We start from the raw sequence: 25,458 nt of genomic DNA, 5'->3' as shown, positions 1-25,458 counted from the left end.
GCCATGTTTTCGCATGCGTTCGGAGTCTTGCAGAAAATCGGTAAGTCGCTGATGTTGCCGGTCGCCGTGTTGCCGGTTGCCGGGCTGCTGCTTGGTCTCGGTGCGACCGACTTCCACGGTTACGTGCCGGCCATCGTGCTCGCGCTGATGAAGAACGCGGGCGACGTGATCTTCGGCAACCTGCCGCTCATCTTCGCCATTGGCGTCGCCCTCGGCTTCACCGAGAACGACGGCGTCTCGGGCATTGCCGCGACGATCGGCTATCTGGTGATGACCGCGACGCTCGGCGTGATCGCGAAGGTCGAAGGGATCGAGCCCGACATGATCATGGGCATCCCGTCGATCCAGACCGGCGTGTTCGGCGGCATCCTCGCCGGTGGCCTTGCCGCGTGGATGTTCAACCGCTACTACCGGATCACGTTGCCGGCATATCTCGGCTTCTTCGCCGGCAAGCGCTTCGTGCCGATCGTGACGGCGATCGGCGCCATCGTGCTCGGCGGCATCCTGTCGTTCGTGTGGCCGCCGATCGGCAGCGGCATCAAGGCCTTCTCGCACTGGGCGGCGGTGTCCGACCCGCGCACGGCGGCGACGATCTACGGTTTCATCGAGCGTCTGCTGATTCCGTTCGGCCTGCATCACATCTGGAACGTGCCGTTCTTCTTCGAAATGGGCAGTTACCTCGATCCGACCACCGGCAGGACGGTGCACGGCGACATCACCCGTTTCTTTGCCGGCGACCGCACCGCCGGCATCCTGGCAGGCGCGTTCCTGTTCAAGATGTTCGGCCTGCCGGCCGCCGCCATCGCGATCTGGCACTGCGCGAAGCCGGAGAAAAAGCTAGCCGTCGGCGGCATGATGATTTCGGCCGCGCTGACGTCCTTCCTGACCGGCATCACCGAGCCGATTGAATTCGCGTTCATGTTCGTCGCACCGGTCCTTTACATCATCCACGCGTGCCTCGCGGCGTCGGCGCAGTTCGTCGCGAACACGCTGGGCATGCGCATGGGCTTCACGTTTTCGCAAGGCGGCATCGACTTGCTGATGTTCAACCTGATCGGCGGCAAGGCCACGCATGCGTGGTACGTGTTCATTCTCGGCCCGATTTACGCGGCGATCTATTACGGCATATTCCGCTTCGTGATCACGCGCTTCAATCTGAAGACGCCCGGCCGCGAACTCGACACGGTTGAAAGCGCGCCGCTCGCCGCGAGTGGTACGGGCGGGCGTTCGCGCGAACTGGTGCTGGCGTTCGGCGGCCGCTCGAATATCACGAGTCTCGATGCGTGCATCACGCGCCTGCGCATTTCCGTGAAAGACCCCGCGCGCGTCGACGAAGCCAAGCTGAAGGCGCTCGGCGCGGCGGGCGTGTTGCGCGTCGGCGATGGCGTGCAGGCGATCTTCGGGCCGTTGTCGGAGAACATGAAGACCGACATGCAGGAGTACATGAAGACGGCCGGCAGCGACGCCGAACTCGCGCCTGCCGGCACGCCGGTCGCGCCAGACGCGGCGACGGCCAGTGGTGTAGCCGCGGCGGCGACAGCCGCGGCGCAAAGCTCGGCGCAGCAGAGCGCGCGCGCGGAGAAGATTCGCGCGGCGCTCGGCGGCGCGGCCAACATCGTCAAGCTCGATGCGCTTGCCGCCACGCGCTTGCGCGTCGAGCTGTCCGACGTCTCGCGGATCGACGCGGCGGCGCTCAAGGATGCGGGTGTGCCAGCCACGCAAGCGTTGAAGAACGGCGCGATCGACCTGCTGGTCGGACTCGGCGCGGAGGATCTCGCGAATGCGCTGCGCTGGACACCGGCAAGCCATCCAACCCCGGCATGACAGGCGAGGGCAGCGATCATGAACGATGTTTCCACAGAAGAGGCCGCGGCGAACGCGCAAGCCGCGTCGCAGGATGTGAGCGGCTACGCGTTTCAGCACGACGTGGTGAGGAATCTGATTTGCCGCGCGGGGCGCTATCCAGAAATTGCGAGCCCGCAAGACTGGTACATGGCGCTTGCCTACAGCGTGCGCGACCGGATGCTCGCGCGCTGGTCCGCCTCGATGAAGGTCTATGCGGAGAAGGACGTCAAGGTCGCCTGCTATCTTTCCGCGGAGTTCCTGATTGGTCCGCAACTCGGCAATAACCTGCTCAATCTCGGCATGCAGGACGAAGCGCGCGAGGCGATGCACGCGCTCGGCCAGGATCTCGACGCGCTCCTCGCGATCGAGGAAGAACCCGGGCTTGGCAACGGCGGGCTCGGACGCCTGGCCGCCTGCTATATGGACTCGCTGTCGACGCTCGAAATTCCGGCGATCGGTTACGGCATCCACTACGAGTTCGGTATCTTCGATCAGGAAATTCGCGACGGCTGGCAGGTCGAGGTGACCGACAAGTGGTTGCAGAACGGCAATCCCTGGGAAATCGTGCGGCCGGATGTGAGCCATTACGTCGGCTTTGGCGGACACACGCAACACCAGATCGACGACCAGGGACGCCTGCGCGTGAGCTGGATTGCGGCGCGGCAAGTGAAGGGCGTCGCGTGCGATCTGCCGGTGCAGGGCTATCGCGTCGATACCTGCAATGTGCTGCGCCTCTGGAAGAGCGAAGCGGTCGAATCGTTCGACTTTCAGGACTTCAACGCCGGCCAATACTACGAGGCGGTGCAGGAAAAAGTCGTGTCGGAAACCTTGTCGAAGGTGCTCTATCCGAACGACGAACCCGAAGCGGGCAAGCGCCTGCGGCTCGCACAGCAGTACTTTTTCGTTTCGTGTTCGCTGCAGGACATGTTGCGGTTAATGGTATGGAAAGGCACGTCAATCGAGCAGTTCTCGGACCTGTTTGCCGCGCAACTCAACGATACGCATCCGTCGATCGCGGTGGCCGAGCTGATGCGTCTGCTGATGGACGTGCACGGGCTTGCGTGGGATACCGCATGGGAGATCACGCAGCGCACCTTCGCGTACACCAATCACACGCTGTTGCCCGAGGCGCTCGAAACCTGGGGCCTGCCGCTCTTCCAGAGCCTGTTGCCGCGCCCGCTCGAAATCATCTACGAAATCAACCGCCGTTTTCTCGACGACGTGCGGCGCGAGTTTCCGGGCGACGACGCGTGCGTCGCACGCATGTCGCTGATCGACGAACGCGGCGACAAGAAAGTGCGCATGGCGCATCTCGCGACGGTGGGCAGTCATGCGGTCAACGGTGTGGCCGCGTTGCATTCGGACCTGCTGCGCCAGACCGTGATGCACGATTTCGCCGAGATGTATCCGCAGCGCTTTCTCAACGTGACGAACGGCGTGACGCCACGCCGCTTCCTGATGTTGAGCAACCCAGGCCTCGCGGGTCTTATCGATCAAACGATCGGCGCCGGCTGGCGCACCGATCTCACGCAGCTCGACAAGCTCGCCGCGCACGCCGACGATGCCGGCTTTCATGAAGCATGGCGCGCGATCAGGCGCGACAACAAGACCGTGCTCGCGGCGCGGATCGCGGGCGCAACGGGCATCGACGTCGATCCGAACGCGCTGTTCGACATTCAGGTCAAGCGCATTCACGAGTACAAGCGGCAGCATCTGAACGCGCTGTACATCATTAGTCTCTATCACCGGTTATGCCGCAATCCCGCGCTCGACGTCGCGCCGCGCTGTTTTATCTTCGGCGGCAAGGCCGCGCCGGGCTACGCGATGGCCAAGCTGATGATCCGCCTGATCACCGGCATCGCGGAAGTCGTCAACCATGATCCGGTGATCGAAGGCCGGCTGAAAGTGGTCTTCTATCCGGACTTCAACGTGAAGAACGGGCACTGGGTCTATCCCGCCGCGGACCTGTCGGAGCAGATTTCGACAGCGGGCAAGGAAGCATCCGGCACCGGCAACATGAAGTTCATGATGAACGGCGCGCTGACGATCGGCACGCTCGACGGCGCCAACGTGGAGATCCGCGAAGAAGCGGGCGAAGAAAACTTCTTCCTGTTCGGCTTGAGCGCGCAACAGGTCGATGAATTGAAACGCAACGGCTATCGCCCGTCCGACTACGTGCAGGCCAACGACGACTTGCGCGAAGCGCTCGCGCAGATCGCGCAAGGCCGTTTTTCGCGCGGCGATCCAGATGTATTCAGGCCGCTCGTCGACAATCTGCTGCGCTCGGACCCGTTCCTCGTGCTGGCCGATTTCGCGGACTACGTCGAGTGTCAGGATCGCGTGAGCGACGCATGGCGCGACGCGCGGCGGTGGACGCGCATGTCGATCGTCAACACGGCGCGCTCGGGCAAGTTCTCGTCGGATCGTGCGATCGGCGAGTACTGCGAGCGCATCTGGAACGCGCGTGCGGTGAGGATCGACCTTGCTCAGCCCTAATGTAGAAAGTACGCGCAGTTATCGGGCGCGCCCCGGTTCACGATTTCCGCTTGGTGCGTCGGTCGTGCCGGACGGCGTCAACTTCTGCGTTTTTTGCCGGCACGCGACTCACCTCGAACTGCTGCTTTACGCTTCGACGGATAGCATCGAGCCGTTTCAGATCATCGGACTCACGCCCGAAAGAAACCGCACGTTCTATTTCTGGCATGTGCTGGTCGAAGACCTTCCGGTGCCGTGCTGGTACACGTGGCGCGCCTACGGCCATCATGGCGTGCCGCAGGTCGACGACGAAGCCGGCAGCCGTTACGAGTTGCTCGATCCCGCCGCGCGCGCGGTCAGCGACCGCCACTGGCATCGCCAGGCCGCTGCCGGTGTGCGCGAACCGGGGCATGCGTCCTTTCGAGCCATCGTCACCGAACCGCTGCCTGAACGCGACGACGTGGCCGTGCGCACGCTCGACGACGCGATCATCTACGAGCTGCATGTGGGCGGCTTCACGCGCGATCCATCGAGCGGCGTTCGAGATCCGGGCACGTTCGCGGCGCTGATCGAGAAGATCCCTTACCTGAAGGAGCTGGGCATCACGCACGTCGAGCTGCTGCCGGTGATGGCCTTCGATGAGCAGGACGTGCCTGGGTCGGCGGCCGCCGAGGGGCTCGTCAATTACTGGGGTTACAGCACACATAGCTTCTACAGTCCGCATCCGCGCTACTGCGTCGAGGCTGAGCGCGCGCCGCAGGAGTTCCGTGCGTTGATCGACGCGATGCACGCGGCCGGCATCCGCGTGCTGCTCGACGTAGTGTTGAATCACACCGCGGAAGCGGGCCTTAGCGGTCCGGTGATCAATTTCAAGGTGCTCGCCAACGAATTCTTCTATCACATCGATTCGGCCAATGGCGGGCGCTATCTCGACTACACGGGCTGCGGTAACACGCTCAACTGCAATCACCCGCTGGTATCGGCGTTCATCCTGCATTGCCTCGAGTACTGGGTGCAGGAACTCGGTGTGGACGGCTTTCGCTTCGATCTCGCGAGCGTCTTCACGCGCGGCGAAGGCGGCGCGTTGCTGCGCACGCCGCCGTTGCCGTGGGCGATGGAAGCGTCGCCGGTGCTCGCGCGCGTGCCGCTGATCGCGGAAGCGTGGGACGCGGCGGGCCTATATCACGTCGGCGCATTCCCGGGCATGGCGTGGGCCGAATGGAACGGCCGCTATCGGGATGTGATCCGGCGCTTCGTGCGCGGCGATTCTGGACTGATCGGCCAGATGTGCACGTGCGTCGCGGGTAGCGCAGATCTCTACCAGGCGGACGGCCGATTGCCCGTGAACAGCATCAACTTCGTGACCTGCCACGACGGCTTTACGTTGCGCGATCTCGTCAGCTACGACGCGAAACGCAACGAAGCGAACGGCGAAGGCAACCGCGACGGCAGCAACGACAACCTGTCGTGGAACTGCGGGGCGGAAGGGGATACCGATGATCCGTCGATCGCCGGCCTGCGTTTGCGGCAGGCGCGCAACTTCATCGCGATCCTGCTGCTGAGCCAGGGCGTACCGATGCTGCTCGCCGGCGACGAAATCCTGCGAAGCCAGCGGGGCAACAACAACGCATACTGCCAGGACAACGCGCTGTCGTGGATGGACTGGCGTTTTTCCGGTGACGCGCTCGACATGCTGCGTTTCGTGCGCGAGATGATCGCGTTTCGCAAGCGTCACCCGAGCCTGCGCCGTCGCCGTTTCCTCACGGGAGCTACGGAGCCCGGGCAAACGCATCCCGATGTCGCCTGGCATGGCGAACGGCTCGGCGCGCCCGCATGGGGCGACGCGGGTGCACGGCTGGTCGCGTTCACGCTCGCCGGGCATGCGCCGGGCGCGCCCAGGTTGCACATCGTCTTTAACATGAACGCCGATGCGCGCAGTGCAGAGCTTCCCGCGCTCGACGACGACGCAAACTGGCGGCGCATTATCGATACGGCTGCGCAACCTCCGGGGGACATTGTTTCGACTGTTGAAACCGCGCGCCTCGAACGCGGTAGCTGCCGTGTAGAAGCTCGCAGTGTCGTCGTGCTTGAATCGCGATGAATGTGCGCGATGGCGCTGGACGGTGCGCGGTAAAGCGACTTTAATATCGATGTACTGCGGTGTTGCTTTGTCCATCACCAGGGGGCGGCATGGATGCAGTCAGAACCTTCATCGAAAGTCAGCCGCTGTTCGCGCTCTTTCTGACCATCGCGGTGGGCTATCTGGTCGGCGAAATCAATGTGAAAGGCGTGGCGCTGGGCTCCGGGGCCGTGCTGTTCGTTGGGCTGGCGGTCGGCGCGTTCGCGCCGAAATCTACGCCGCCGACGCTGCTGGGCACGCTCGGATTGTTGATGTTTCTTTATGGCATCGGCATTCAGTATGGCGCGCAGTTCTTCCGCGGGCTCACGAGCCGGGCGGGCATGAAAGCCAATGCGGCGGCGTGTCTCGGCGTGATCGCTTCCGGTCTCGTCGCGTGCGGCTTCATTCATTTCGGCGTCACGCTCGCCGATGCCCTCGGCATGTTCGCGGGCAGCGGCACGAGCACGGCGAGCCTGCAAGTTGCCATCGCGTCGATGAAGAGCAGCGATGCCGCGGTGGCCTATAGCGTGGCCTATCCATTTGGCGTGGCCGGGCCGATTCTATTTATCTACGCGCTGCAACTGGCCCTCAAAGTCAAGATAGGCAAGCCGCCGGCCAAGTTGATGGAGACTGCGGAAGTCGCGCTGCGCAATGCCAGTCTCTTCGGTCTCAAGGTGTCGGAGCTATTGATACGCCTACCTGCCGGTGTGGCAATCGCTGCAGTGCGGCGCGCGCATCACAACTTGCTCACCATCGACGATTTCGCGCTGCGCGGTGACGACGTGCTCCTCCTCACCGCGACGGACTCGCGCCTGCTCGACGAAGCAGCGGCACTGTGCGGCGAGTTGCAGCCCGGGCGCATATCGAGTCACCGGGAAGACCTGGACTACATGCGCGTGTTCGCCTCGAATCCTTCGGTCGTCGGAATGTCGCTCGGCAGTTTGCGCTACCCGGACGGCGTGAACTGCGCGGTCGCGCACGTGCGGCGCGGCGACACCGATCTGCTGTCCACGCCCGACCTCATTCTCGAAGCGGGCGACCGCGTCGGCCTGCTCGTCAATCGCGCGCATCAGGCGAGCGTTCGCGCGTTCTTCGGCGATTCGATCAAAAGCACGGCCGAGCTCAGTTTCATTTGCCTCGGCATCGGCGCGGCCGCCGGGCTGCTGGTCGGCGCGATCCCGCTGCGTTTTCCCGGTCTCGGCGCGTTCAGCCTCGGTCTCGCGGCGTTGCTGCTGGTCGCGCTGTGCCTCGGCAAGGTCCGCCGCAGCGGACCGTTCGTCTGGGTGATGCCGCTGTCGGCGAATCTTGTGCTGCGCAATCTTGGGCTCACGATTTTCCTCGCGCAGGTGGGCATCGCTTGCGGACCGAAGTTCGTCGCGACCGTGGGCACCGCTGGGCCGCTGCTGCTGCTTTATGGCGCGATCACGTTGCTGGTGCTCGTCGGCGTGACGGCTATATGTTGCCTGTGGATCTTCAGGCTGTCGTTCGATACGTCGGTCGGCGTGATCTGCGGTGCGACCGGCAACCCGGCGATTCTCGCCTTCGCCAACCGCGTCGCGCCGACGGACCAGCCCGACATCATGTACGCGATGATTTTCCCGTCGATGACCATCGTCAAGGTGCTGTTCGTGCAGATCGCGATAGCGATTGCAGCGGGCTGAACGCACCTGCGCGCACTTGCGCCACGGGCGAATGAACGTCCAACCGGATACAGAAGGAGTCCATCATGAAAGTGGCGATCTTCAGTTCGACGCGCTATGAACGCCGGTATCTCGACGAGGCCAACAAAAGCGGCAAGCACGAGCTGCATTACTTCGACGTTTCGCTAAATATGGACACCGTCGGTCTTGCCGCCGGCTACGGTGCGGTCTGCGTCTTCGTCAACGACAAGGCGGACGCGCCAGTACTGAGCGCGCTGCACGAGGGTGGGACGCGTTTGCTCGCGTTGCGCTGCACGGGCTTCAACAACGTGGATCTCGAAGCGGCGGCCGCGCTCGACATGAAGGTAGTGCGCGTCGTGACGTATTCGCCGAACTCCGTGGCGGAGCACGCGGTAGCGCTACTGCTCGCGGTCAACCGCAAGGTGCACCGTGCCTACAATCGCACCCGCGACTCGAATTTTTCGCTCGACGGACTGACTGGCTTCGACCTTTTCGGCAAGACAGTTGCGGTGGTTGGAACGGGCAAGATCGGCTGTGTATTCGCCAGGATCATGCTCGGCTTTGGCTGCAGGGTGATTGGTTTTGACCCGCACCCCTCTGCGGAATTTGAAGCGCTCGGTCTGAGCTATGCAACGCCGGGCGAGATCGGGGAGAAAGCCGACATCATTTCGCTGCATTGTCCGCTCACCCCGACAACACACCACGTCATCAATTCGGAAACGCTAAAACGCGCGAAGCCGGGCGCGATACTGATCAACACGAGCCGCGGTGGGCTGGTCGATACGGCGGCTGTCATCGACGCATTGAAGACCGGGCAGCTTGGCGGGCTCGGAATCGACGTCTACGAACAGGAGGAGAATCTCTTCTTTCGTGATCTCTCCAGCGAGATCATCATCGATGACGTTTTTCAGCGGCTCGTTTCGTTTCCAAATGTAATCGTCACCGGACATCAGGCCTATCTGACGCATGAGGCATTGACGACCATCTGCGAAACCACGCTCGAGAGCGTCTCGGCGTTCGAGAAAAGTCTGCCTTTGCAGAATGAGGTGAAGGTGGGATAGAAGCAAAGCCGCGTTCATGTCACGCTGAAAACCGGTTCGGGCAAAGTGATGGAACTCGAAGTGACGAACGAGGCGCGCAGCTTCGACCACCTTGCGCTCGGCGACGTCGTGACGGCGCGGTATCGTGAATCGCTCACATTGAGCCTGCTCGACGAGAAGGCGCAGGCGTCAGAGGCACTCGCGATATCCGTGGAGCCCGCCTCGACGAAATAGCCGCAACGCAAGCCGGGCAAAAACGCGGGAGACAACGATGAGAAAACGCATTGCATTGGCGTTGACGCCTGGCGCGTGCGCCGTTGCGCTCGTGCTCGGCGCTTGCGCACAGCCGGAGCAGCGTGTGCAAATCGGCATGAATGAGCAGGCGATTATCGCGAAGCTCGGTCCGCCGAAGGAGACGTATGATCTGCCCAACGGCGGCAAGCGCCTCATGTGGCCCACGCAGCCCATGGGAACGACGACCACCGCCGTCGATCTCGATGCGTCGGGCAATACGACCGGTGTGCGGCAAGTGCTTCAGGAAAACGAGTTCTATCGCGCCGAGGTCAACAAGTGGACGCGCAACGATGTGCTGGTCGCGTTCGGTCGACCGTTCGAAACGGCGCGTTTCAAGCGGATGGATCGCGAGGTATGGTCGTATCGGTACATGGAGAACAACATCTACCACATGATCTTCAACTTCTATTTCGACCCGCAGGGCGTGCTCAGGCAAACGCAAAAGCAGCCGGACCCGCAATTCGATCCGAGCATGCGCAACAGGCTTTGAACGGAGACGGAAAGGGCGCAGATGCGCTTGGACACACTAGCGCGGCGGGGGACCGCGTCATCCGAACCTGGCGGCGCGCCGCCGTGCCCCTTGCGCCCGCATCATCGTTTTCTAACATCGGAACTGATGCATGTAATCATAAAGGCGGACGCTGATGAGCAGGAGGCCCTTGAAGATGATATCCACGCCTTCGCAGACCCGGCTCGAATGACGTTGTCGCTGAGCGCATGAGATTGATGCTTACCCGATGGAGTCATCCCAGTTCTCCTCGATTGAATACGACGTCCGGCAACGCACAAATCCTTATTCCGGCATGCGGCTCCAGTGAATGGCGGCCGGTCTGTCGTTTGTAGCGTCGCGCGAGCAAGCAATGCGCAGTAGGTACGCAATGCACGGCGAGCACAGCGGCGGCCCGCGCGAGCAGTGCGATCGCTGCGTTTGATGATGCAAAAAGCACACGGCGTGTTTTTCGCGTCTGGCGCTCGCTACTCAATACGTGATATCGCGAGCTGTCTGACCGGCTGCAAGAAACGCAACGGCGACTGGAAAGTGCGAAAGCAATAGCGCGCTGCGGCATGCCGCGCACGCCGCCCGGGTGCTAGAAACTTATCGCGAAGCCGAACGACACGCCGTGCACATTGTGGCCGAACACGTAGCGCACCATCGCCCGGGTTCTCGTGATGATGATCGGATACCTGCCGCTGTCGAGTTCCAGTCCAACGCCCACTGAAGTGAGGTCGTTGAAGCCAAGCACACCCGCGCTTTCGCCAAAATAGTGCGAATAGGCGGTTTCCAGCACATAGCGCAGCGGCCGCTCAAGCGCCGTGAGGCCCGTAGGCGCCCGCCATCGCGCCCACAGGCTGACCTGTTGCGCGGTCGCCGATCCCTGCACAGCCTGCGACGATCCGCCGAAGCTGCGCAAATAGATGTCGGTCGCGCGCAGTTCGACGTCGATCTCGTAGTGTTCGCGATAGTGCTCGAAGTCCAGCATCAGCGATCCGCCTGCACCATACGCATTGAGCGAACCGCCGTCGAGAAATTGCAGGTTTGCATCGTTCCTCTCGTTGATCACCGTTTGTCCGATGTGCAGATCGCTTGCCACGCGGCCGACCATGCCGTTCAGGATCGGCCTGAAACGCAGTTCGTCCGTGATCGGGAAATCCCAGCCGATGCCGACCGTCGTGCTCACAGTGTTCCATCGCGTGGGAATCGGGCGTTGCTGCCCGCCTTCCGTCGCGATAAAGGTCGGATCGTAGCGGCTATAGGCGACCGTGCCTTCGAGATACAGCGGGAACGACTTGCTGAGCGTAAAGCCGCCGCCGAGCTGGGTCTGACCGAAACCCGGGTTGCCGGTGCCCGCGTTATTGATCGACAGCGAACTGGTCGTCACGTCGGGCACGGCCGTGTACGACATGATCGCGAGCACGGCATCGGCGTAGTTCTTCACGTTGGCGCCGATAAAAGTTCGGGCCGGAGGCGGCGTCCCTTGTGCGTGCAGATCCCGAGACAGTGGGAACAGTACGAATAGCACGAGGATCACCGGTGCCAGAGAGCGAGCCTGCCGCGCTAAAAGAATCGACTTCGGCATGTCCGGTGTCCATTTGAGGGGTGAACGTCTGATTTCTCGGTCGGGTTGTCTTCGACAAGTCATCGCAACGGTTTGTTGCTTCGCGCCGTTGCCGCTGGACTATCACGCTGTTTCGCTCAGGTGGGCGTTGTGCCGCAAGTCGAGGCCTCAACTGGATGGATGCTCGCAAGAAATGTCGTACACGATCAGTTCGAATGAATCATATGGGTTTTTTTTAGCATACGCACGATCATAGGAATTCCTAAGCTATAGCTATCTCGTTTCCCGTCGGCGGAAGGCCGCGATGAAACGTTTCCGAGCGTCGTATGGTATGGGCGTCGATTGGTGTTTTCATCTGGCTCGGCGGGCTTTACGCGACGATCCGCGGCTTGCTGTACGAAGTTCCGGCCGAATTTCGTTGGGGCATGTTGGCGCTCGCCGTGGGCATCGCGACGTTGGTTGTCGCGCTCAATCCGCTCGCGCAGCGGGAAGCGGGCATGCGCGACCGCCTCGATTGAACATGCGGCAGAGGAGCTGAAGCCGTTGCCTAAGCGGCTTGCTGCACGCCTCGCCTTTCGCGCGCGGTGAGAGGCCAACGACTTGCCGGGATGGCGGTAACGCGTTTCTCTTCCATTAGTCGGCCAGTATCCGAGTGTCGTATGGATGGGCTTCCCGCAACTATGCGGTTGGCTGTTCATCCGGATATTTGATTGGACCAAGGTCCTATACCGTCCGTGCTACGCAACGCATAGAGTTGATACTCGCGCGTGATCGCGAGGTGTTCCGCTGACATTTTGCCCGCCGCCTAAACAGACGCGATCTGTAGCCTATGTGGCCAAGGATCCCGGTCGGCCGCAAGAGCGGGCGTCGCTAGCCAGATCGCCCGCAGCCGCAGCCTTGGTCGAATCGGGCAATCCGTCTCTCGCGGTTGGCGACCAGATTCGATGGCTGGCCACAATGAGTTCTTCGCGACTTGTGATGTCGGTTCAGGAGGACAGCACGTGACGAAGTTGCTGATCGATGTGCTCATCTTTCTTGCGGCGGCGCTGGTCGCCGTGCCACTGGCAGTTCGCCTCGGTTTTGGGGCAGTGCTCGGCTATCTGGTGGCAGGCGTCATCATTGGTCCGTGGGCGCTGAAGCTGGTCACGGACATAGACGCGATCCTCCACTTTTCCGAGTTGGGCATCGTGTTGATGATGTTCGTCATCGGACTCGAAATGAGGGTCGACACGCTCTGGGCAATGCGCCGCACTATCTTTGGCTACGGCACAATGCAGATGACCGTTTGCGCTGCGGCGTTGTTGGGGATTTTCCTGATGTTAGGGTTGCCCTGGCGAATCGCATTGACCGGCGGACTTGCACTCTCGCTGTCATCGACGGCAATGGTTATGTCCGAACTTCAGGAACGCAACTTAATGGACATGCCTACGGGTCGTGCCGGGTTCGGCATTCTCCTGTTCCAGGACATGGCAGCCATCCCGCTGATTGCTCTCCTGCCTTTGCTTGGACCGACGGCACCCACTGCCGTAGCGGAACCGGGTTGGCTCCTAGCCTTGAAAGCACTCGCCATGCTTGCTGCGGTGGCTCTTGTCGGCCGCTACCTGCTACATGTCGCGCTGCGTTTGATCACCAGCATCGGTGTCCCAGAGATTTTCACCGCGTTTGCGCTGCTCTGGATTGTAGGCATCGCATTGCTCATGCAGAGCGTTCATCTGTCGATGTCCCTCGGCGCCTTTGTCGCGGGTGTACTGCTTGCAGATTCGGATTATCGCCACCAAGTCGAAGTCGACATGATGCCCTTCAAGGGCTTGTTGCTTGGTTTGTTTTTCATTGCCGTGGGAATGTCAATCGACTTCGGTGTGTTGACGCGCGAGCCGGTACGGGTCGCGGTACTGGTCGTGGCACTCGTCGGTATCAAGGCGATCGCGCAGTGGTTTCTTGCAAATAGATTTGGCGTGCCGGCGTCGCAACGCGCCTACTTTGCCATTCTGCTGTCACAAGGCGGCGAGTTCGCCTTTGTGGTGATGGCCGCTTCACTGGCTGCACGTGTCATCGATCAGCGCCAGTCGTCGCTTGTCACGTTGGTCGTCGCGCTCTCGATGATTTCAACGCCTCTGCTGCTGCTCGTGCACCGCCGGCTCTTGCAGCCATTTACCGGTCGCGAGCCCGGATAGCCTTCGAGCGTTTGCGGCGCGGCGTTGCGCCCGCCGCCGATCACCACCGCCTGGCCGCGCAGCGCCGGATAGCGCAACAGCTCGACAGATGCGTAGAACGCATCCATGTCGAGGTGCGCGATGCGGCGGGCGGGAGAACTCATGGGTGGTAACGACCGATGACGGCCACGGCAGCGGACAGTTCATTCGATGCGCGTGCCGTGCTGCCGTGCGGGATGGCCTGCTGCGTAGGGCAGCGGCCAGCGCGGAAGACGATTCGCCGCTCGCCCGCTGCCAAACCGTCAGTTACCTTGAGTACCTTGCCGCGTCCGCCGGGGCAATTACTGCTTGATGCCTTCAGCCTGGATGTGCAGCGTGGTCTGCATCTTGAAGCCGTAGGTCTTGCCGAAGTCGATGCCGAAATCGTCGCGATTGAATGTCGCGGTCGATTCCGTGCCGCACACTTCGCGCTTGAGCATCGGGTTGACGAAGCACTTGAACGATTCGATCTTCAAATTGACTGGCTTAGTGATGCCGTGCATCGTCAGCGTGCCGATCACTTCCACCGGCTTGTCACCGTCGAAGCGGATCTGCGTGCCCTTGTAGCTGGCCGTCGGGAACTTCGCGGTGTCGAAGAACTTGTCGGTGACGAGTTCCGCGTCGAGCTTGTCATTGCCGATGTCGACCGACGTCATGTCGATCGTCACGTCGACCGTACCGGTCTTCGCGGCGCGATCGAGCACGACGGTGCCGCTGCTCTTCTTGAACTTGCCGCGCCAGGTCGAGATGCCGCCGAAGTGGTCGGTCTCGAAGCTCGGGTACGTGTGGGTCGGATCGAGCTGATACGTATCGGCTGCCATCGCGTTGAACGACAATGCAGCGGCCAGCGCGCCCGTGGCGAGCAAAAATTGTTTCTTCAAGGTGTACTCCAGGTTTTAGAAAAGTGCTGCGGTGTTTCGATGTTGTGCGTTACTTCTTTGCCGCGACGAGGTGAAACTTGATGACGACTTCGTCGGCGACGACCGACGTGTCTTTCCATTCTCCGGTGCCGACATCGAACTGCGAGCGCTTGATCGGCAACGCGCCGTCGAAGGTTTGCGTGGCGCCCTGGCTCGCGATGGCGACCGGCACCACGACGGTTTGCGACTTGCCCTTGATGGTCAGCTTGCCGGTAATCCGATACTGGTTGCCGCCGGCCGGCGCGATCGCGCTCGACACGAACGTCGCGGCGGGGAAGGCCGCGCTGTCGAACCATTCCTTGCCTTGCGCCTGCTTGTTGTAGTCGTCGGCGCCGAGGTCGTAGCTGCCGGTGTCGATCGACACGTTCGCGCTGCCGGCGGTGGGCTTCGCCGGATCGAAATTCAGTTGCGCGGAGAACTTCCTGAACTTGCCGTCCACCGGCACGTTCATCTGCTTCGTCGTGGCGATGACCGTGCTTTTGCTCAGATCGACGTCGGCGTGCGCGAGGCCCGCGCCGAAGAGCGAGAGTGAGGCGAGGCCGGCGAGCGTCGCGCGGCGAACGGATTGAAGACGCATGGTATGGGAAGAGGTTGATTTCATGGTGGTACGCATCCTATCGAACCCGCGTGCATTGATTGCACACCGCAGGGAATTAGATTGCCAATGAGCCGTGGCCAATCGCGGCCACGCTGGCGCCGGTTACCGCACGGCGCACGGCGCACGGCGCACGGCGTAATCGCGGTAATCGTTACTTGAGAAACGGCATCATCCGGGCGAGCATTCCGTCGCGATCGACGAACTGATGCTTGAGCGCGGCCAGCACGTGCATAACCACGAGCGTAAGCAGCGCGTAATTGAGCAGCACGTGGAGCGTGCGCAGCGTGGCCTTGAGCGCCTGATCCGGGCCGATGATCGTGGGCAGCGGCACGATGCCGAGATACACCACCTGGATGCCCGCCGCCGAACTGTAGAAGTAGCCGGACAGCGGAATCGCCAGCATCAGCAGGTACAGCAGGCCATGCACCAGATGCGCGGCCACCTTCTGCCACGCGGGCGTGGCGTGCTCGAGCGGCGGCGCGCGGTGGCTCGCGCGCCACAGCACGCGCAGCACGGCGAGCACGAACACGGTCACGCCTATCCACTTGTGCCACGAGAAGTACTTCAGCTTGGTGGGTGTGAAGCCGGGGATATCGGTCATGATCCAGCCGATATAGAAGCCGCAGACGATCAGCACCGCGATCAGCCAGTGCAGCGCAATCGCGCCGCCGTTGTAGCGTTCTTTATTACCGGAAGGACGTGATGGCATGGTTGTGCTCGTGCATGGCGAGGTCTTGAGTGAATGTCGCGTGTGAAAGCGGATGGTAGGCAGGCTGATAAAAACTGAATAGGCGGGCGCAAGAGAACAGATTGTTGTGGTAGTAACGCTAATGCGATTGAAATACGCTCTCGCTGTGGTAATTTTCCGGCTGACTCTCAACGAGGAACGACCACCGATGACCCGGACCGGAACGCAATCCGCCGCGCTCCGCGCGGATTTTTTGCGGCAGGAGCTGCAGGAAGCGGCGCCTCGCGCGACGGGCGTGGAAGGCTACCTGGAGCACGAGGCGGCCGTCTACGGGACCCTGCTCGAATCGACCCGGGCGATTCCGTGGAAGATCGACTGGGCCAGCATGGAGTTCGCTCAGCGTCATGGTTCGCCGCTGTCACCGGCTCTAGCGCGCTTGCGCGGCGTCGGCAAGATGCCACTGTGTTCGCTCACAACCCATCATCCAGGGCCTATGCCGTGAATTCCGTTTTCCTGTCTTGGGGTATCGCCGCCATCGCCACGGCCGGCGTCATCACGCGGCCTTTCAAATGGCCCGAAGCCGTGTGGGCCGTCGCCGGCGCGCTCCTGCTGGTGTCGCTCGGGCTCTTGCCCGCGCACCTCGCGTTCGAGGCGATCGGCAAAGGCACCGACGTCTACCTGTTCCTGTTCGGCATGATGCTGCTGTCGGAGGTGGGTCGCCGCGAAGGTCTGTTCGACTGGGTCGCGGTGCTGGCGGTCAACCACGCGCAAGGTTCGCCGCGCAGGCTGTTCGTGTTGGTGTACCTGGTCGGCGTGGTGATCACCGCGTTTCTGTCGAACGATGCCACCGCGGTCGTGCTCACGCCGGCCGTGTTCGCCGCAGCCAAAAAAGCGAAGACGCCGCCGCTGCCCTTGCTGTTCGTCTGCGCGTTCGTCGCCAACGCGGCGAGCTTCGTGCTGCCGATTTCGAACCCGGCCAACATCGTCCTGTACGGCAATCACACGCCCGCGCTCGGCGCGTGGATGATGCGCTTCACGTTGCCGTCGGTGCTGTCGATCGTCGCGACTTACGTGATGTTGCGCTGGACCCAGCGCGGCGCGCTCGCGGGCATCTGTGAGGCGAATCTCGAAGCCGTCGAACTGTCGTCGAGCGGACGCGTCGCTCTGGCCGGCATCGCGGTGACGGCGGGCGTGCTGCTGACGGTCTCCGCCTACGATGTCCCGCTCGGGATGCCCACTGCGATCCTCGGCGCACTGACCGCGCTGGTCGTGCTGATCCTTGAGCGCAAGTCGCCGCTGCCGATGATCCGCGAGATCTCGTGGAGCGTGCTGCCGCTGGTCGCCGCGCTGTTCGTGCTGGTCGAGATGCTCGACCACACTGGCGTCATCACGGCGCTGGCCACGACGCTGCGGCGCGCGACCGAACACAACGAACTGGCGACGGCGGGTTGGGCCGGCACGATCATCGCGTTCGGCAGCAACCTGATGAACAATCTGCCGGCCGGGCTGATCGCCAGTTCGACGGTGTTGCAGGCGCAGAGCCCCGAGCGGGTGATCGACGCGCTGCTGATCGGCGTCGATCTCGGCCCGAACCTGTCGATCACCGGCTCGCTCGCGACGATCCTCTGGCTCAACGCGATTCGCCGCGAAGGCGAGGACGTGAGCTTCATCAAGTTTCTGAAGGTCGGCGTGCTCGTGATGGTGCCCGCGCTTGTGCTGGCGCTCGGCGCGCGGCTTCTCTTCTGACCGGCTGAGCGGCCAGGCGGGTCGGGTCCAGCCTTGCGGGCGGGTTGCTCCCCGGCGCGGGCTTCACCGCTGCGCCGCGGTTGAACTGCGCTGCCGCTGCGCGCGGGTCGTTTCCTCCGCCGCGCTCAACGAGCGCAGCGTCGCTTCGAGCCGCGCGACGCGCGCCCGTTGCGCGGGCATCATCGACTCACGGAGCAGCGCGCGTAGACGCTGATGCCAGTACGACAGCGGAAAGCGGTCGCGCGTCGAGATCAACCCGAAGACGACTTCGAGGTGCCCAATTTCCTTGTCGATGTCTTGATGTCCCATCTGATGTTTCCAAAAGAATGCCGTTGTGGCCGACGCTGCCTGAAAGCATTCAGCAAGCGCCATTCCAGGGCCCGTGCGGCGCGCGCCGGTGGCGGCCTCTTCTCCATCGCAACGATTGGTCGGCGGGTTTGCGCACAGTCTCTTCCATGCGGGCACCGGCGGTCTTTTGCAGTGATCCGTACACCGGATCAGCCCACACACCGAGCGCACGCTCAGCGCGGCATCATCACGACCGGTTGCGCGTAGCTGACGGCGGGAGCGGGCGCGACCGCATAGGTGGTGGGCGGGGGCACGACGACCGTGGTGTACATCGGCGCCGGCTCGAGGGGCGGCACTGTGACGGCCGCCGTAACCGGCACCGCCACAGGCGCGGCAACCGGAGGCGGCGCCGTCGCATACACCGGACTGACCGGCACCGCGTAATAGACCGCGCGCGGCGGCGGCGCGTAGACCACGGCCGCGGGCATATACACGACGCCCCTCGCGAATGCCGTCGACGAACAGGCAAGACCGAGGGCGGCAAAAGTAGAGGCGCAGACAAGACGAATAGTCACTTGGTACTCCTGAGGCGTTGAGCCGCGCGTCTTCCGGCGAAGCGGCGGCTCGACTGTGGTCCGGATTCGCGTGGAGGCTCGGCCGTTCCGCGAGGCGCATGTGGCGCGAAGGGTGCCGGCAGCGCATGTGGTGCTTGCTAATGCCTGCTGCGCCGGCAGACGAAAGATACGCAACGCGCGCGCAAAACGGCACGGCAAACTCATTTCATTCGATGTCGCGACGAGACCGCGTGCGCTCAGGTGCGCGGCGTCGTATTCGTCTGTATGAAGCAAGTGCTGGGCGTCGGCGGGAAGCGTCGCGAAGGGACGCGCGAGGGCCGCGTGAAAGGCCGCGCAGGGCGCTCGCGAAAGCCCATGACATAACTCGACATGATTCTGCAATTGCCAGCCAGCGGCGCATCCACAAGAATTCGGCCTGTCATCGAAACGGATCGCGGCATCGGCAGGCGACGCAAGATGGCTCAACCTCAGTCGAAGGAGTCAGTCATGAAAAAGTTGCTCGCCGCGATGCTGCTGTGCTGCGCCTCTACCGTCACGTTCGCGCAGAGCGCCGCACCGCAAGGCGCCAACCCGCAGCGTATGGAGCGCATGGCGCAGCAGGTGCAAACGCGCTTTTCAAACGCCAACACCACGCACGACGGCAAGCTCACGAAGGCGCAAGCCGAAGCGGGCATGCCGAGGGTCGCGCAGCATTTCGACGAAATCGATACGCAGAGGACGGGCTACGTCACGTTGCCGCAAATTGCGGCATTCATGCAGGAACGCGCGGCAGCGCACTGAGCCGCGCGGGCATCGGCGCGATCGTAGAGGGTGGCGCGGTGCAGCGTGCGCAACCGCCTTGGTCGCCTGGCCGCTTGATCCGCTCGGGCCGTCACCGTGCGAACTCCGCGGCCGACGCGTAACGCCGCTAACGTGGCGCCGCCATTTGCCCGTGGTCCGATCTGCTTCGTCTTGCGCCATGCCGCGCGTGCCGCGCGCCATGCTGCCGAACCATCAGCCGCACTTTGAAGCCTGCGAAAACGCGTGATGAAACCTGCCACGTCCCGCCGCCTGCGCATCGTCAGCGCGTCGTTGATCGTCTCGCTCGGTGCGGCGCTGACCGGTTGCATGACAGTTGGCCCGGATTTCAAGCAGCCTGACGTGACGCTCGAAGACCAGTGGCTGGAAAGTTTGCCGGGCAGCGCGCCGACCGCGCCCGCCGCGCAGGCAGCCTGGTGGACCGCGTTCAACGACCCCGTGCTCACCGCGCTCGAACAGCGCGCCTACGAACGCAACCTGACGCTGCAAGTGGCCGGCTTGCACATCTTCAAGGCGCGCGCGCAGCTCGCGATCAGCGAGCAGAATCTGCTGCCGCAGTCGGGCAGCGTCTCGGTGGGCGCGAGCCATATCAACACGAGCGGCGTCGGGCCGATTCCGCCGGCGCATCTGTGGGCCGAGCATCTGCATGTGAATGCCGGCTGGGAGATCGATTTTTGGGGCAAATATCGCCGGCAGATCGAATCTGACCGGGCGCAGTTGCGCGTATCGGAAGCCGCGTACGACAACGCGCTCGTGTCGCTGTTCGGCGATATCGCCAATGCGTACATCGATCTGCGCGCGCTCGACCAGCGCATCGCGGTCGCGCGGGAGAATCTGAAGTCGGTGCAGCAGAGCCTCACGCTGACCCAGGCGCGCTATAAGCGCGGCGCGTCGAGCCAGCTCGATGTCGAACAGGCCGCCACCCTGGTGGCCGAAACCGAGGCGCAGATTCCGCCGCTCATCAAGGCGCGCGCGCAGGATCGCGATACGCTGGCGGTGCTGCTCGCCGATCCGCCCGGCGCGGTCGACGCGCAACTCAAGGGCAGCGCGTCGATCCCGGTGCCGCCGACGCAGATCGATGTCGGCATTCCCGCCGATCTGCTGCGGCGCCGGCCCGACGTGCGGCAGGCCGCGCTCAACGCGGCCGCGCAATCGGCGCTGATCGGCGCGGCGAAGGCGAAGCTGTATCCGTCGTTGTCGTTGACCGGGCTGTTCGGACTGACGTCAGGCGAACAGCACGGCATCGGGCTCACGCAATGGGGCAGCAAGACGATCGGCCTCTTTTCGGCGGGCATCACGTTGCCGATTCTCGATCGCAATCAGTTGCAAAACGCGGTGCGGATTCAGGACGCGTCGTTTCAGGAGGCCGTGTTCGACTATCAGAACACGGTGCTGCAGGCGCAGAAAGAAGTGGAGGACGCGATCTCGGGGCTACGCACGACGCTCGATGCGCTGGCCGCGTCAGCGCGTGCAACCGACGCATCGCAACGGGCGTTGAAGCTGGCGAATGCGCAGTATCGCTCGGGTTCGGTCACATACGACACGGTGCTCGACGCGTCGCGTTCGGCATTGCGCGACGGCGATTCGCTCGCGCAGAACCAGGGGCTCGCCGCGCTCGCGGCGGTGTCGCTGTATCGGGCGCTTGGCGGCGGATGGGAGGTCGCGCAAGGGCAGCAGGTGGTCAGCGAACAGGTGGCCGAAGAGATGGCGCGGCGCACGAATTGGGGGCGGCTGTTGAATCCGCCCGCGAGTTCGCCGCTCGCGCGCGCGGGTGGAGGGCAGCCAGAGAATGGGAAATAACAACATGGCGAATGACGTGATGGGGCATCACGGTGTGGTGGAACGGTGTGGCGGGGCAACGGTCGAAACGGGACGTGACGCGAGGTGCGAAGCGGACGCACGGCCCGATACGATACCAAACGCAGCACGCGCAACAAGGCTCACCGTCGCACTCTGCCTCGCGCTCGCGATGACCTTGGCCGCCTGCCGCGACAGCAACGCACCGGGCTCTCAAACCGCGTTGCCGCAAGTCGCCGTGACACGGCCGCTCGCCCGCGAGGTACGCGAACAGATCGATCTGAACGGCACGGTCGCGCCGTCCGCCACGGTCACGCTGGTCGCGCGCGTGCAAGGCACGCTGAAGGAAATCGGCTTCACCGACGGCGCTTACGTGAAGCAGGGGCAGTTGCTGTTTCGCATCGAGCCGGATACGTATCGCGCGCAACTCGTGTACGACCAGGCCGCGCTCGATAACGCGGAACAGGAACTGACACGCCAGAAGCAGCTCACGTCCGACAACGCGACCTCCGAGTCGACCTTGCAGAAAGCGCAGACCACACGCGACCAGGCCGCAGCCAAGCGCGACATGTCGCGCATCAATCTCGGCTATACGGAAATACGCGCGCCGTTCGCGGGCCGCATCGGCGCACGCGCGTTCGACGTCGGCAACGTGGTCGGCGCGTCGGACTCCGCGAAGCTCGCCACGCTCGATCGCATCCAGCCGGTCTATGTGAATTTCACGCTGAACGAGCGCGACGCGAACCGCATTGGCCTCTTCACGCGGCCGCCGCGCACGGTGCGCGTCAACGTGCCCGGCGCGCCCGCCGCTCAAGGCCAGAACGCCGCGCTCGAATTCGTCGATACGCGGGTAGATTCCGACAGCGGCACGCTCAGGCTGCGCGCCGACATCGCGAACCCGGACGCGCATCTGATTCCGGGCATGTCGGTCGAGGTGCACATCCCCGCCGGCGCGCCGCACGACGTGCTGCTGGTGCCCGACACCGCCTTGCTGCGCGAACAGGCGGGCGCGTTCGTGCTGGTCGTCAACGGCGCGGGCGTGATCGAGCGGCGCGCGGTGACGACGCGCGGCCTGTTCGGCGCGCAGCGCGCGATTACGGCGGGCCTCGACGCCGACGACCGGGTCGTGACCGGCGGCGCGCTGGCGGTGTCGCCCGGCGTCAAGGTGCAGGTGATCGCCGCGGCCGCGCAGGGCCGCTCATGATCCGCTTCTTTGTCGAGCGGCCGGTCTTCGCCAATGTGATCGCGCTGATCGTGATGTTGCTCGGCGCGGTCGCGCTCATCAATCTGCCGATCGCGCAATATCCGCCGATCACGCCGCCCACCGTGCAAGTGGTCGCGCGCTTCCCTGGCGCGAGTGCCGCGACGCTGATCAACCGCGTGGCGCTGCCGATCGAATCGCAGGTCAATGGCGTGGAAAACGCGCTGTACATGCAGTCGACCAGCACGAACGACGGCACCTATACGCTCACGGTCACGTTCGCCGTCGGCACCGATGTCGACAAGGCGCAGGTGCTGGTGCAGAACCGCGTGCAGGCCGCTACCGCGCAATTGCCGCAAGCGGTGCAGCAGCAGGGCGTGACCGTGCGCAAGCGCTCGACCGCGATCCTGCAGCTCTACACGCTCGAATCGCCTGACCCACGCTACGACTCGCTGTTTCTCAGCAACTACGCGGTGATCAATCTGCGCGACACGCTCGCGCGTTTGCCAGGCGTCGGCGACGTGAGCGTGTTCGGCACCGGCCAGTACAGCATGCGCGTGTGGCTCGACCCGCGCAAACTGAGCCAGCGCAATCTGAGCGCCGCCGACGTGATGCAGGCGATCCAGAGCCAGAGCCGGGACGTGAGCGCGGGGCAGCTCGGTTCCGAGCCGAACGCCGGCGGCGCGGCATTCCAGCTCACGGTGACGATGCAGGGCGCGCTTTCCACGCCGGCCGAGTTCGACAACATCATCATCAAGGCCGATCCGGATGACGGCGGCCGCTTCGTGCGGATTCGCGACGTCGGGCATAGCGAACTCGGCTCGTCCAGCTACGGGCAGTTCTTCAATCTCGACGGCCGGCCCGCGGCGGGCATCGCCATTTATCAGTTACCCGAAGCAAATGCGCTGGAAGTCGGCAACGCGGTGAAGGCGACCATGGCGCGTCTTGCAAAGAACATGCCGCAGGGCATCAGCTACCAACTGCCGTTCGACACGACCACCTTCGTGCGGCAATCGGTAGTCGACGTGTACAAGACGCTGTTCGAAGCGGCCTTGCTGGTGCTCCTGGTGATCCTGCTGTTTCTGCAAAACTGGCGCGCGATGCTCGTGCCCGCCACGACGATTCCGGTGACGATCATCGGCACGTTCGGCGCGATCTACCTGCTGGGTTTCTCGATCAATCTGTTGACGCTGTTCGCGATCGTGCTGGCGATCGGCATCGTGGTCGACGACGCGATCGTGGTGGTCGAAGGCATCACGCAGCACATCGAGCAGGGCAAGGCGCCGAAGCAGGCGGCGATCGACGCGATGCACGAACTGCTCGGGCCGATCGTCGGCATCACGCTGGTGCTGATTTCGGTGTTCCTGCCGTCGGCGTTTCTGGGCGGCGTCACCGGCCAGATGTACCGGCAGTTCGCGCTGGTGGTGGTGGCGACCACGGTGATCAGCGCGATCAACGCGGTCACGCTCAAGCCGGTGCAAAGCGTGCGTTGGCTGCGGCACGCGCGGCCCGGCAAGCCGAACGTGATCTATCGCGTGTTCGACCGGGGCTATGCGCGCGTCGAAGGCGTCTATGTGCACGTGGTGTTGTGGTTCGTGCGGCGCTGCGGCCTCGCGCTCGTAATTGCGCTGGTGCTCGGCGCGGCGTCCGTGTTCCTGCTCACGCGCGTGCCGACCAGTTTCATTCCGCTCGAAGATCAGGGCTATGTGCTGATCGCCGCGCAACTGGCCGACGCGGCCTCGCTCGAGCGCACCCGCGAGGCGAGCAGGCAGATCGAAAAGCGGATCGGTGCGATTCCGGGCGTGAACCACGTGGTGTCCATCGGCGGCATCTCGCCACTCGACAACAACGCGTCAGTGCCGAATTCCGCGCTGATCTACGTGACGCTCGATGACTGGAGCAAGCGCGGCAAAGGCGAGGACCTGCGCTCGCTGTATTTGCGCATGAATAACGAACTGGCGACGCTGCCCGACGTCCGCTCGGTGGTGATCGTGCCGCCGCCGATCCAGGGTCTCGGCAACAGCGGCGGCGTGCAACTGCAGGTGTTCCTCACCGACGGCACGCAGAACTATCGACGCCTGCAGGAAGCCACCGACGCGCTGATCGCGGGCGTCGCGAAGCGCCCTGAATTGCAGCGCGTGTTCAGCCCGTTCCGCGCGGCGGTGCCGAGCGTCGAACTGACGCTGGATCGTGCAAAGGCCGAGTCGCTGCAGGTGCCGGTGGGCAACGTGTTCGATCTGTTGCAGGACTATGTCGGGTCGAGCTACGTGAATCAGTTCACCGCGTTCAACCACACGTTCCCCGTGTTCGTGCAGGCGGACGGCGCGTTCCGCCGTCAGACCGACGACATCCGCCGTCTGCAGATTCGCAGCAACAGCGGCCATATGGTCGAGCTGGGCACCTTCATCGACGCGCGTCCGAGCGTCGGCCCGGCCGTCGCGACGCTTTACAACCTCGCGCCGGCCGCGGCGATCAACGGCAATCCGGCGGCCGGCTTCAGCACCGGCGACGCCATCGCCGCGTTTGAACAGGAAGCCGCGCGCATCCTGCCGTCCGGCATCGGTTATGAATGGACCGCGATGTCGTATCAGGAGAAGCTGGTCGGTAACTCGGCGTACTGGGTATTCGCCGTGGGCGTGCTGCTGGTGTTCTGCGTGCTGGCCGCGCAATACGAAAGCTGGCTGCTGCCGGCGGCCGTGGTGCTCGCGGTGCCGCTCGCCTTGCTCGGCACAGCCGGCACGCTGGCGTTGCTCGGCGCCGCCAACAACCTGTACACGCAGATCGGTCTCGTGCTGCTGATCGCGCTCTCGGCGAAGAACGCGATCCTGATTGTCGAATTCGCACGGCATCTGCGCGCACGCGGCGTGGGCATCGCCGAGGCGGCGGTGGAAGCGGCGCGGCTGCGCTTCCGGCCGATCATGATGACCTCGTTCGCCTTCATTCTCGGCGTGGTGCCGCTCGTGATCGCGACCGGCGCCAGCGCGAGCGCGCGCCGGTCGCTGGGAATTGCGGTATTTTCTGGAATGCTCGCGTCGACCTGTATCGCCGTGCTGTTCATTCCGTCGTTTTACGTGCTGCTGCAGCGTCTTTCCGAACGGCAAGCGGGGAGGCGGACGTCATCCGGCATGTCACCCGACACGCCGCCGGACGCTTAAACCGAGGAG

At 63.5% G+C, this 25,458-nt stretch carries 20 protein-coding genes and 2 pseudogenes; 15 read left to right on the top strand and 7 right to left on the bottom strand.

Translation table 11 applies throughout. The features are described from left to right. The first annotated feature begins 3 nt into the window (after nucleotides 1–3). The 7 genes from ptsG (at nucleotide 4) to HV770_RS12030 (ending at nucleotide 9,924) form a co-directional block, all read left to right on the top strand. Nucleotides 4–1,824 (top strand): PTS glucose transporter subunit IIBC, encoded by a 1,821-nt coding sequence (gene ptsG, locus HV770_RS12060; protein ID WP_175159846.1) that lies wholly within the window; start codon nucleotides 4–6, stop codon nucleotides 1,822–1,824. 18 nt (nucleotides 1,825–1,842) lie between these two features. Further along, complete coding sequence (locus tag HV770_RS12055) at nucleotides 1,843–4,341, top strand: glycogen/starch/alpha-glucan phosphorylase (protein ID WP_175159844.1); 2,499 nt, start codon at nucleotides 1,843–1,845, stop codon at nucleotides 4,339–4,341. Next, a complete protein-coding gene (locus tag HV770_RS12050) occupies nucleotides 4,328–6,421 on the top strand; it encodes a glycogen debranching protein (protein ID WP_175159842.1) in 2,094 nt (697 codons plus the stop codon). Before HV770_RS12055 ends, HV770_RS12050 begins: the two co-directional genes overlap by 14 nt. A gap of 89 nt (nucleotides 6,422–6,510) precedes the next feature. After that, entirely contained in the window at nucleotides 6,511–8,100 is a 1,590-nt protein-coding gene (locus HV770_RS12045; RefSeq protein WP_175159841.1) for an aspartate:alanine exchanger family transporter, read from the top strand. A 65-nt stretch (nucleotides 8,101–8,165) separates the two neighbouring features. Then, entirely contained in the window at nucleotides 8,166–9,161 is a 996-nt protein-coding gene (locus HV770_RS12040) for a 2-hydroxyacid dehydrogenase (protein WP_175159839.1), read from the top strand. A gap of 48 nt (nucleotides 9,162–9,209) precedes the next feature. Further along, complete coding sequence (locus HV770_RS12035) at nucleotides 9,210–9,374, top strand: hypothetical protein (RefSeq protein WP_175159837.1); 165 nt, start codon at nucleotides 9,210–9,212, stop codon at nucleotides 9,372–9,374. Between the two features lie 37 nt (nucleotides 9,375–9,411). Then, nucleotides 9,412–9,924 carry a hypothetical protein gene (locus tag HV770_RS12030; protein WP_175159835.1) on the top strand — a complete coding sequence of 171 codons (513 nt, stop codon included), beginning with the start codon at nucleotides 9,412–9,414 and terminating at the stop codon, nucleotides 9,922–9,924. A 598-nt stretch (nucleotides 9,925–10,522) separates the two neighbouring features. On the opposite strand, the gene HV770_RS12025 is transcribed toward HV770_RS12030, so the two are convergent. Then, nucleotides 10,523–11,512 carry a hypothetical protein gene (locus HV770_RS12025; RefSeq protein ID WP_246290872.1) on the bottom strand — a complete coding sequence of 330 codons (990 nt, stop codon included), beginning with the start codon at nucleotides 11,510–11,512 and terminating at the stop codon, nucleotides 10,523–10,525. Between the two features lie 305 nt (nucleotides 11,513–11,817). Between HV770_RS12025 and HV770_RS12020 the strand changes: the two genes are divergently transcribed. After that, nucleotides 11,818–12,009 (top strand): DUF2964 family protein, encoded by a 192-nt coding sequence (locus HV770_RS12020; RefSeq protein WP_175159833.1) that lies wholly within the window; start codon nucleotides 11,818–11,820, stop codon nucleotides 12,007–12,009. A 483-nt stretch (nucleotides 12,010–12,492) separates the two neighbouring features. Continuing rightward, the gene (locus HV770_RS12015) at nucleotides 12,493–13,665 is read left to right on the top strand and encodes a monovalent cation:proton antiporter-2 (CPA2) family protein (RefSeq protein WP_175159831.1); all 1,173 of its coding nucleotides are present in this window, start codon (nucleotides 12,493–12,495) and stop codon (nucleotides 13,663–13,665) included. Between the two features lie 5 nt (nucleotides 13,666–13,670). Here HV770_RS12015 and HV770_RS12010 read toward each other — a convergent pair. The 4 genes and pseudogenes from HV770_RS12010 to HV770_RS11995 form a co-directional block, all read right to left on the bottom strand. Then, nucleotides 13,671–13,808 (bottom strand): annotated as a pseudogene (locus tag HV770_RS12010) (Y-family DNA polymerase); the annotation flags it as partial. A gap of 177 nt (nucleotides 13,809–13,985) precedes the next feature. Then, the gene (locus HV770_RS12005; protein ID WP_175159829.1) at nucleotides 13,986–14,564 is read right to left on the bottom strand and encodes a YceI family protein; all 579 of its coding nucleotides are present in this window, start codon (nucleotides 14,562–14,564) and stop codon (nucleotides 13,986–13,988) included. Between the two features lie 49 nt (nucleotides 14,565–14,613). After that, nucleotides 14,614–15,204 carry a YceI family protein gene (locus HV770_RS12000; RefSeq protein WP_246290871.1) on the bottom strand — a complete coding sequence of 197 codons (591 nt, stop codon included), beginning with the start codon at nucleotides 15,202–15,204 and terminating at the stop codon, nucleotides 14,614–14,616. A gap of 148 nt (nucleotides 15,205–15,352) precedes the next feature. Beyond that, complete coding sequence (locus HV770_RS11995) at nucleotides 15,353–15,910, bottom strand: cytochrome b (RefSeq protein WP_175159827.1); 558 nt, start codon at nucleotides 15,908–15,910, stop codon at nucleotides 15,353–15,355. A gap of 187 nt (nucleotides 15,911–16,097) precedes the next feature. Here HV770_RS11995 and HV770_RS11990 point away from each other — a divergent pair. Both HV770_RS11990 and HV770_RS11985 read left to right on the top strand, forming a co-directional pair. After that, nucleotides 16,098–16,286: pseudogene (locus HV770_RS11990) on the top strand (sensor domain-containing diguanylate cyclase); the annotation flags it as partial. Nucleotides 16,287–16,387: 101 nt separating this feature from the next. Then, on the top strand, nucleotides 16,388–17,635 hold the full coding sequence (locus HV770_RS11985) for an arsenic transporter (protein WP_175159825.1): 1,248 nt from the start codon (nucleotides 16,388–16,390) through the stop codon (nucleotides 17,633–17,635). Nucleotides 17,636–17,698: 63 nt separating this feature from the next. Here the strand turns inward: HV770_RS11985 and HV770_RS11980 are convergent, their stop codons facing one another. Together HV770_RS11980 and HV770_RS11975 are read right to left on the bottom strand one after the other, a co-directional pair. Further along, nucleotides 17,699–17,944, bottom strand: a complete 246-nt coding sequence (locus HV770_RS11980; RefSeq protein ID WP_175159823.1) for a hypothetical protein — start codon at nucleotides 17,942–17,944, stop codon at nucleotides 17,699–17,701. A gap of 212 nt (nucleotides 17,945–18,156) precedes the next feature. After that, nucleotides 18,157–18,498 carry a hypothetical protein gene (locus HV770_RS11975; RefSeq protein ID WP_175159821.1) on the bottom strand — a complete coding sequence of 114 codons (342 nt, stop codon included), beginning with the start codon at nucleotides 18,496–18,498 and terminating at the stop codon, nucleotides 18,157–18,159. 486 nt (nucleotides 18,499–18,984) lie between these two features. Here HV770_RS11975 and HV770_RS11970 point away from each other — a divergent pair, with 486 nt between their 5' ends. From HV770_RS11970 to HV770_RS11955, 4 genes are all read left to right on the top strand, one after another. Further along, nucleotides 18,985–19,278, top strand: coding sequence for an EF-hand domain-containing protein (locus HV770_RS11970; RefSeq protein ID WP_175159819.1), 294 nt, complete (start codon nucleotides 18,985–18,987; stop codon nucleotides 19,276–19,278). Between the two features lie 246 nt (nucleotides 19,279–19,524). Continuing rightward, nucleotides 19,525–21,096 (top strand): efflux transporter outer membrane subunit, encoded by a 1,572-nt coding sequence (locus HV770_RS11965; RefSeq protein WP_175159817.1) that lies wholly within the window; start codon nucleotides 19,525–19,527, stop codon nucleotides 21,094–21,096. Then, nucleotides 21,086–22,297: an efflux RND transporter periplasmic adaptor subunit gene (locus HV770_RS11960; RefSeq protein ID WP_246290870.1), complete on the top strand. Its 1,212-nt coding sequence runs from the start codon at nucleotides 21,086–21,088 to the stop codon at nucleotides 22,295–22,297. The genes HV770_RS11965 and HV770_RS11960 overlap by 11 nt, the downstream gene beginning before the upstream one ends. Then, nucleotides 22,294–25,449 carry an efflux RND transporter permease subunit gene (locus HV770_RS11955; protein WP_175159815.1) on the top strand — a complete coding sequence of 1,052 codons (3,156 nt, stop codon included), beginning with the start codon at nucleotides 22,294–22,296 and terminating at the stop codon, nucleotides 25,447–25,449. The genes HV770_RS11960 and HV770_RS11955 overlap by 4 nt, the downstream gene beginning before the upstream one ends. Nucleotides 25,450–25,458 lie beyond the last annotated feature (9 nt).

It is taken from the genome of Paraburkholderia fynbosensis (assembly GCF_902859935.1).
GTDB lineage: Bacteria > Pseudomonadota > Gammaproteobacteria > Burkholderiales > Burkholderiaceae > Paraburkholderia > Paraburkholderia fynbosensis.
The sequence above is the reverse complement of the archived record's forward strand: the minus strand, read 5'-3'. Positions and strand labels throughout refer to the sequence as shown.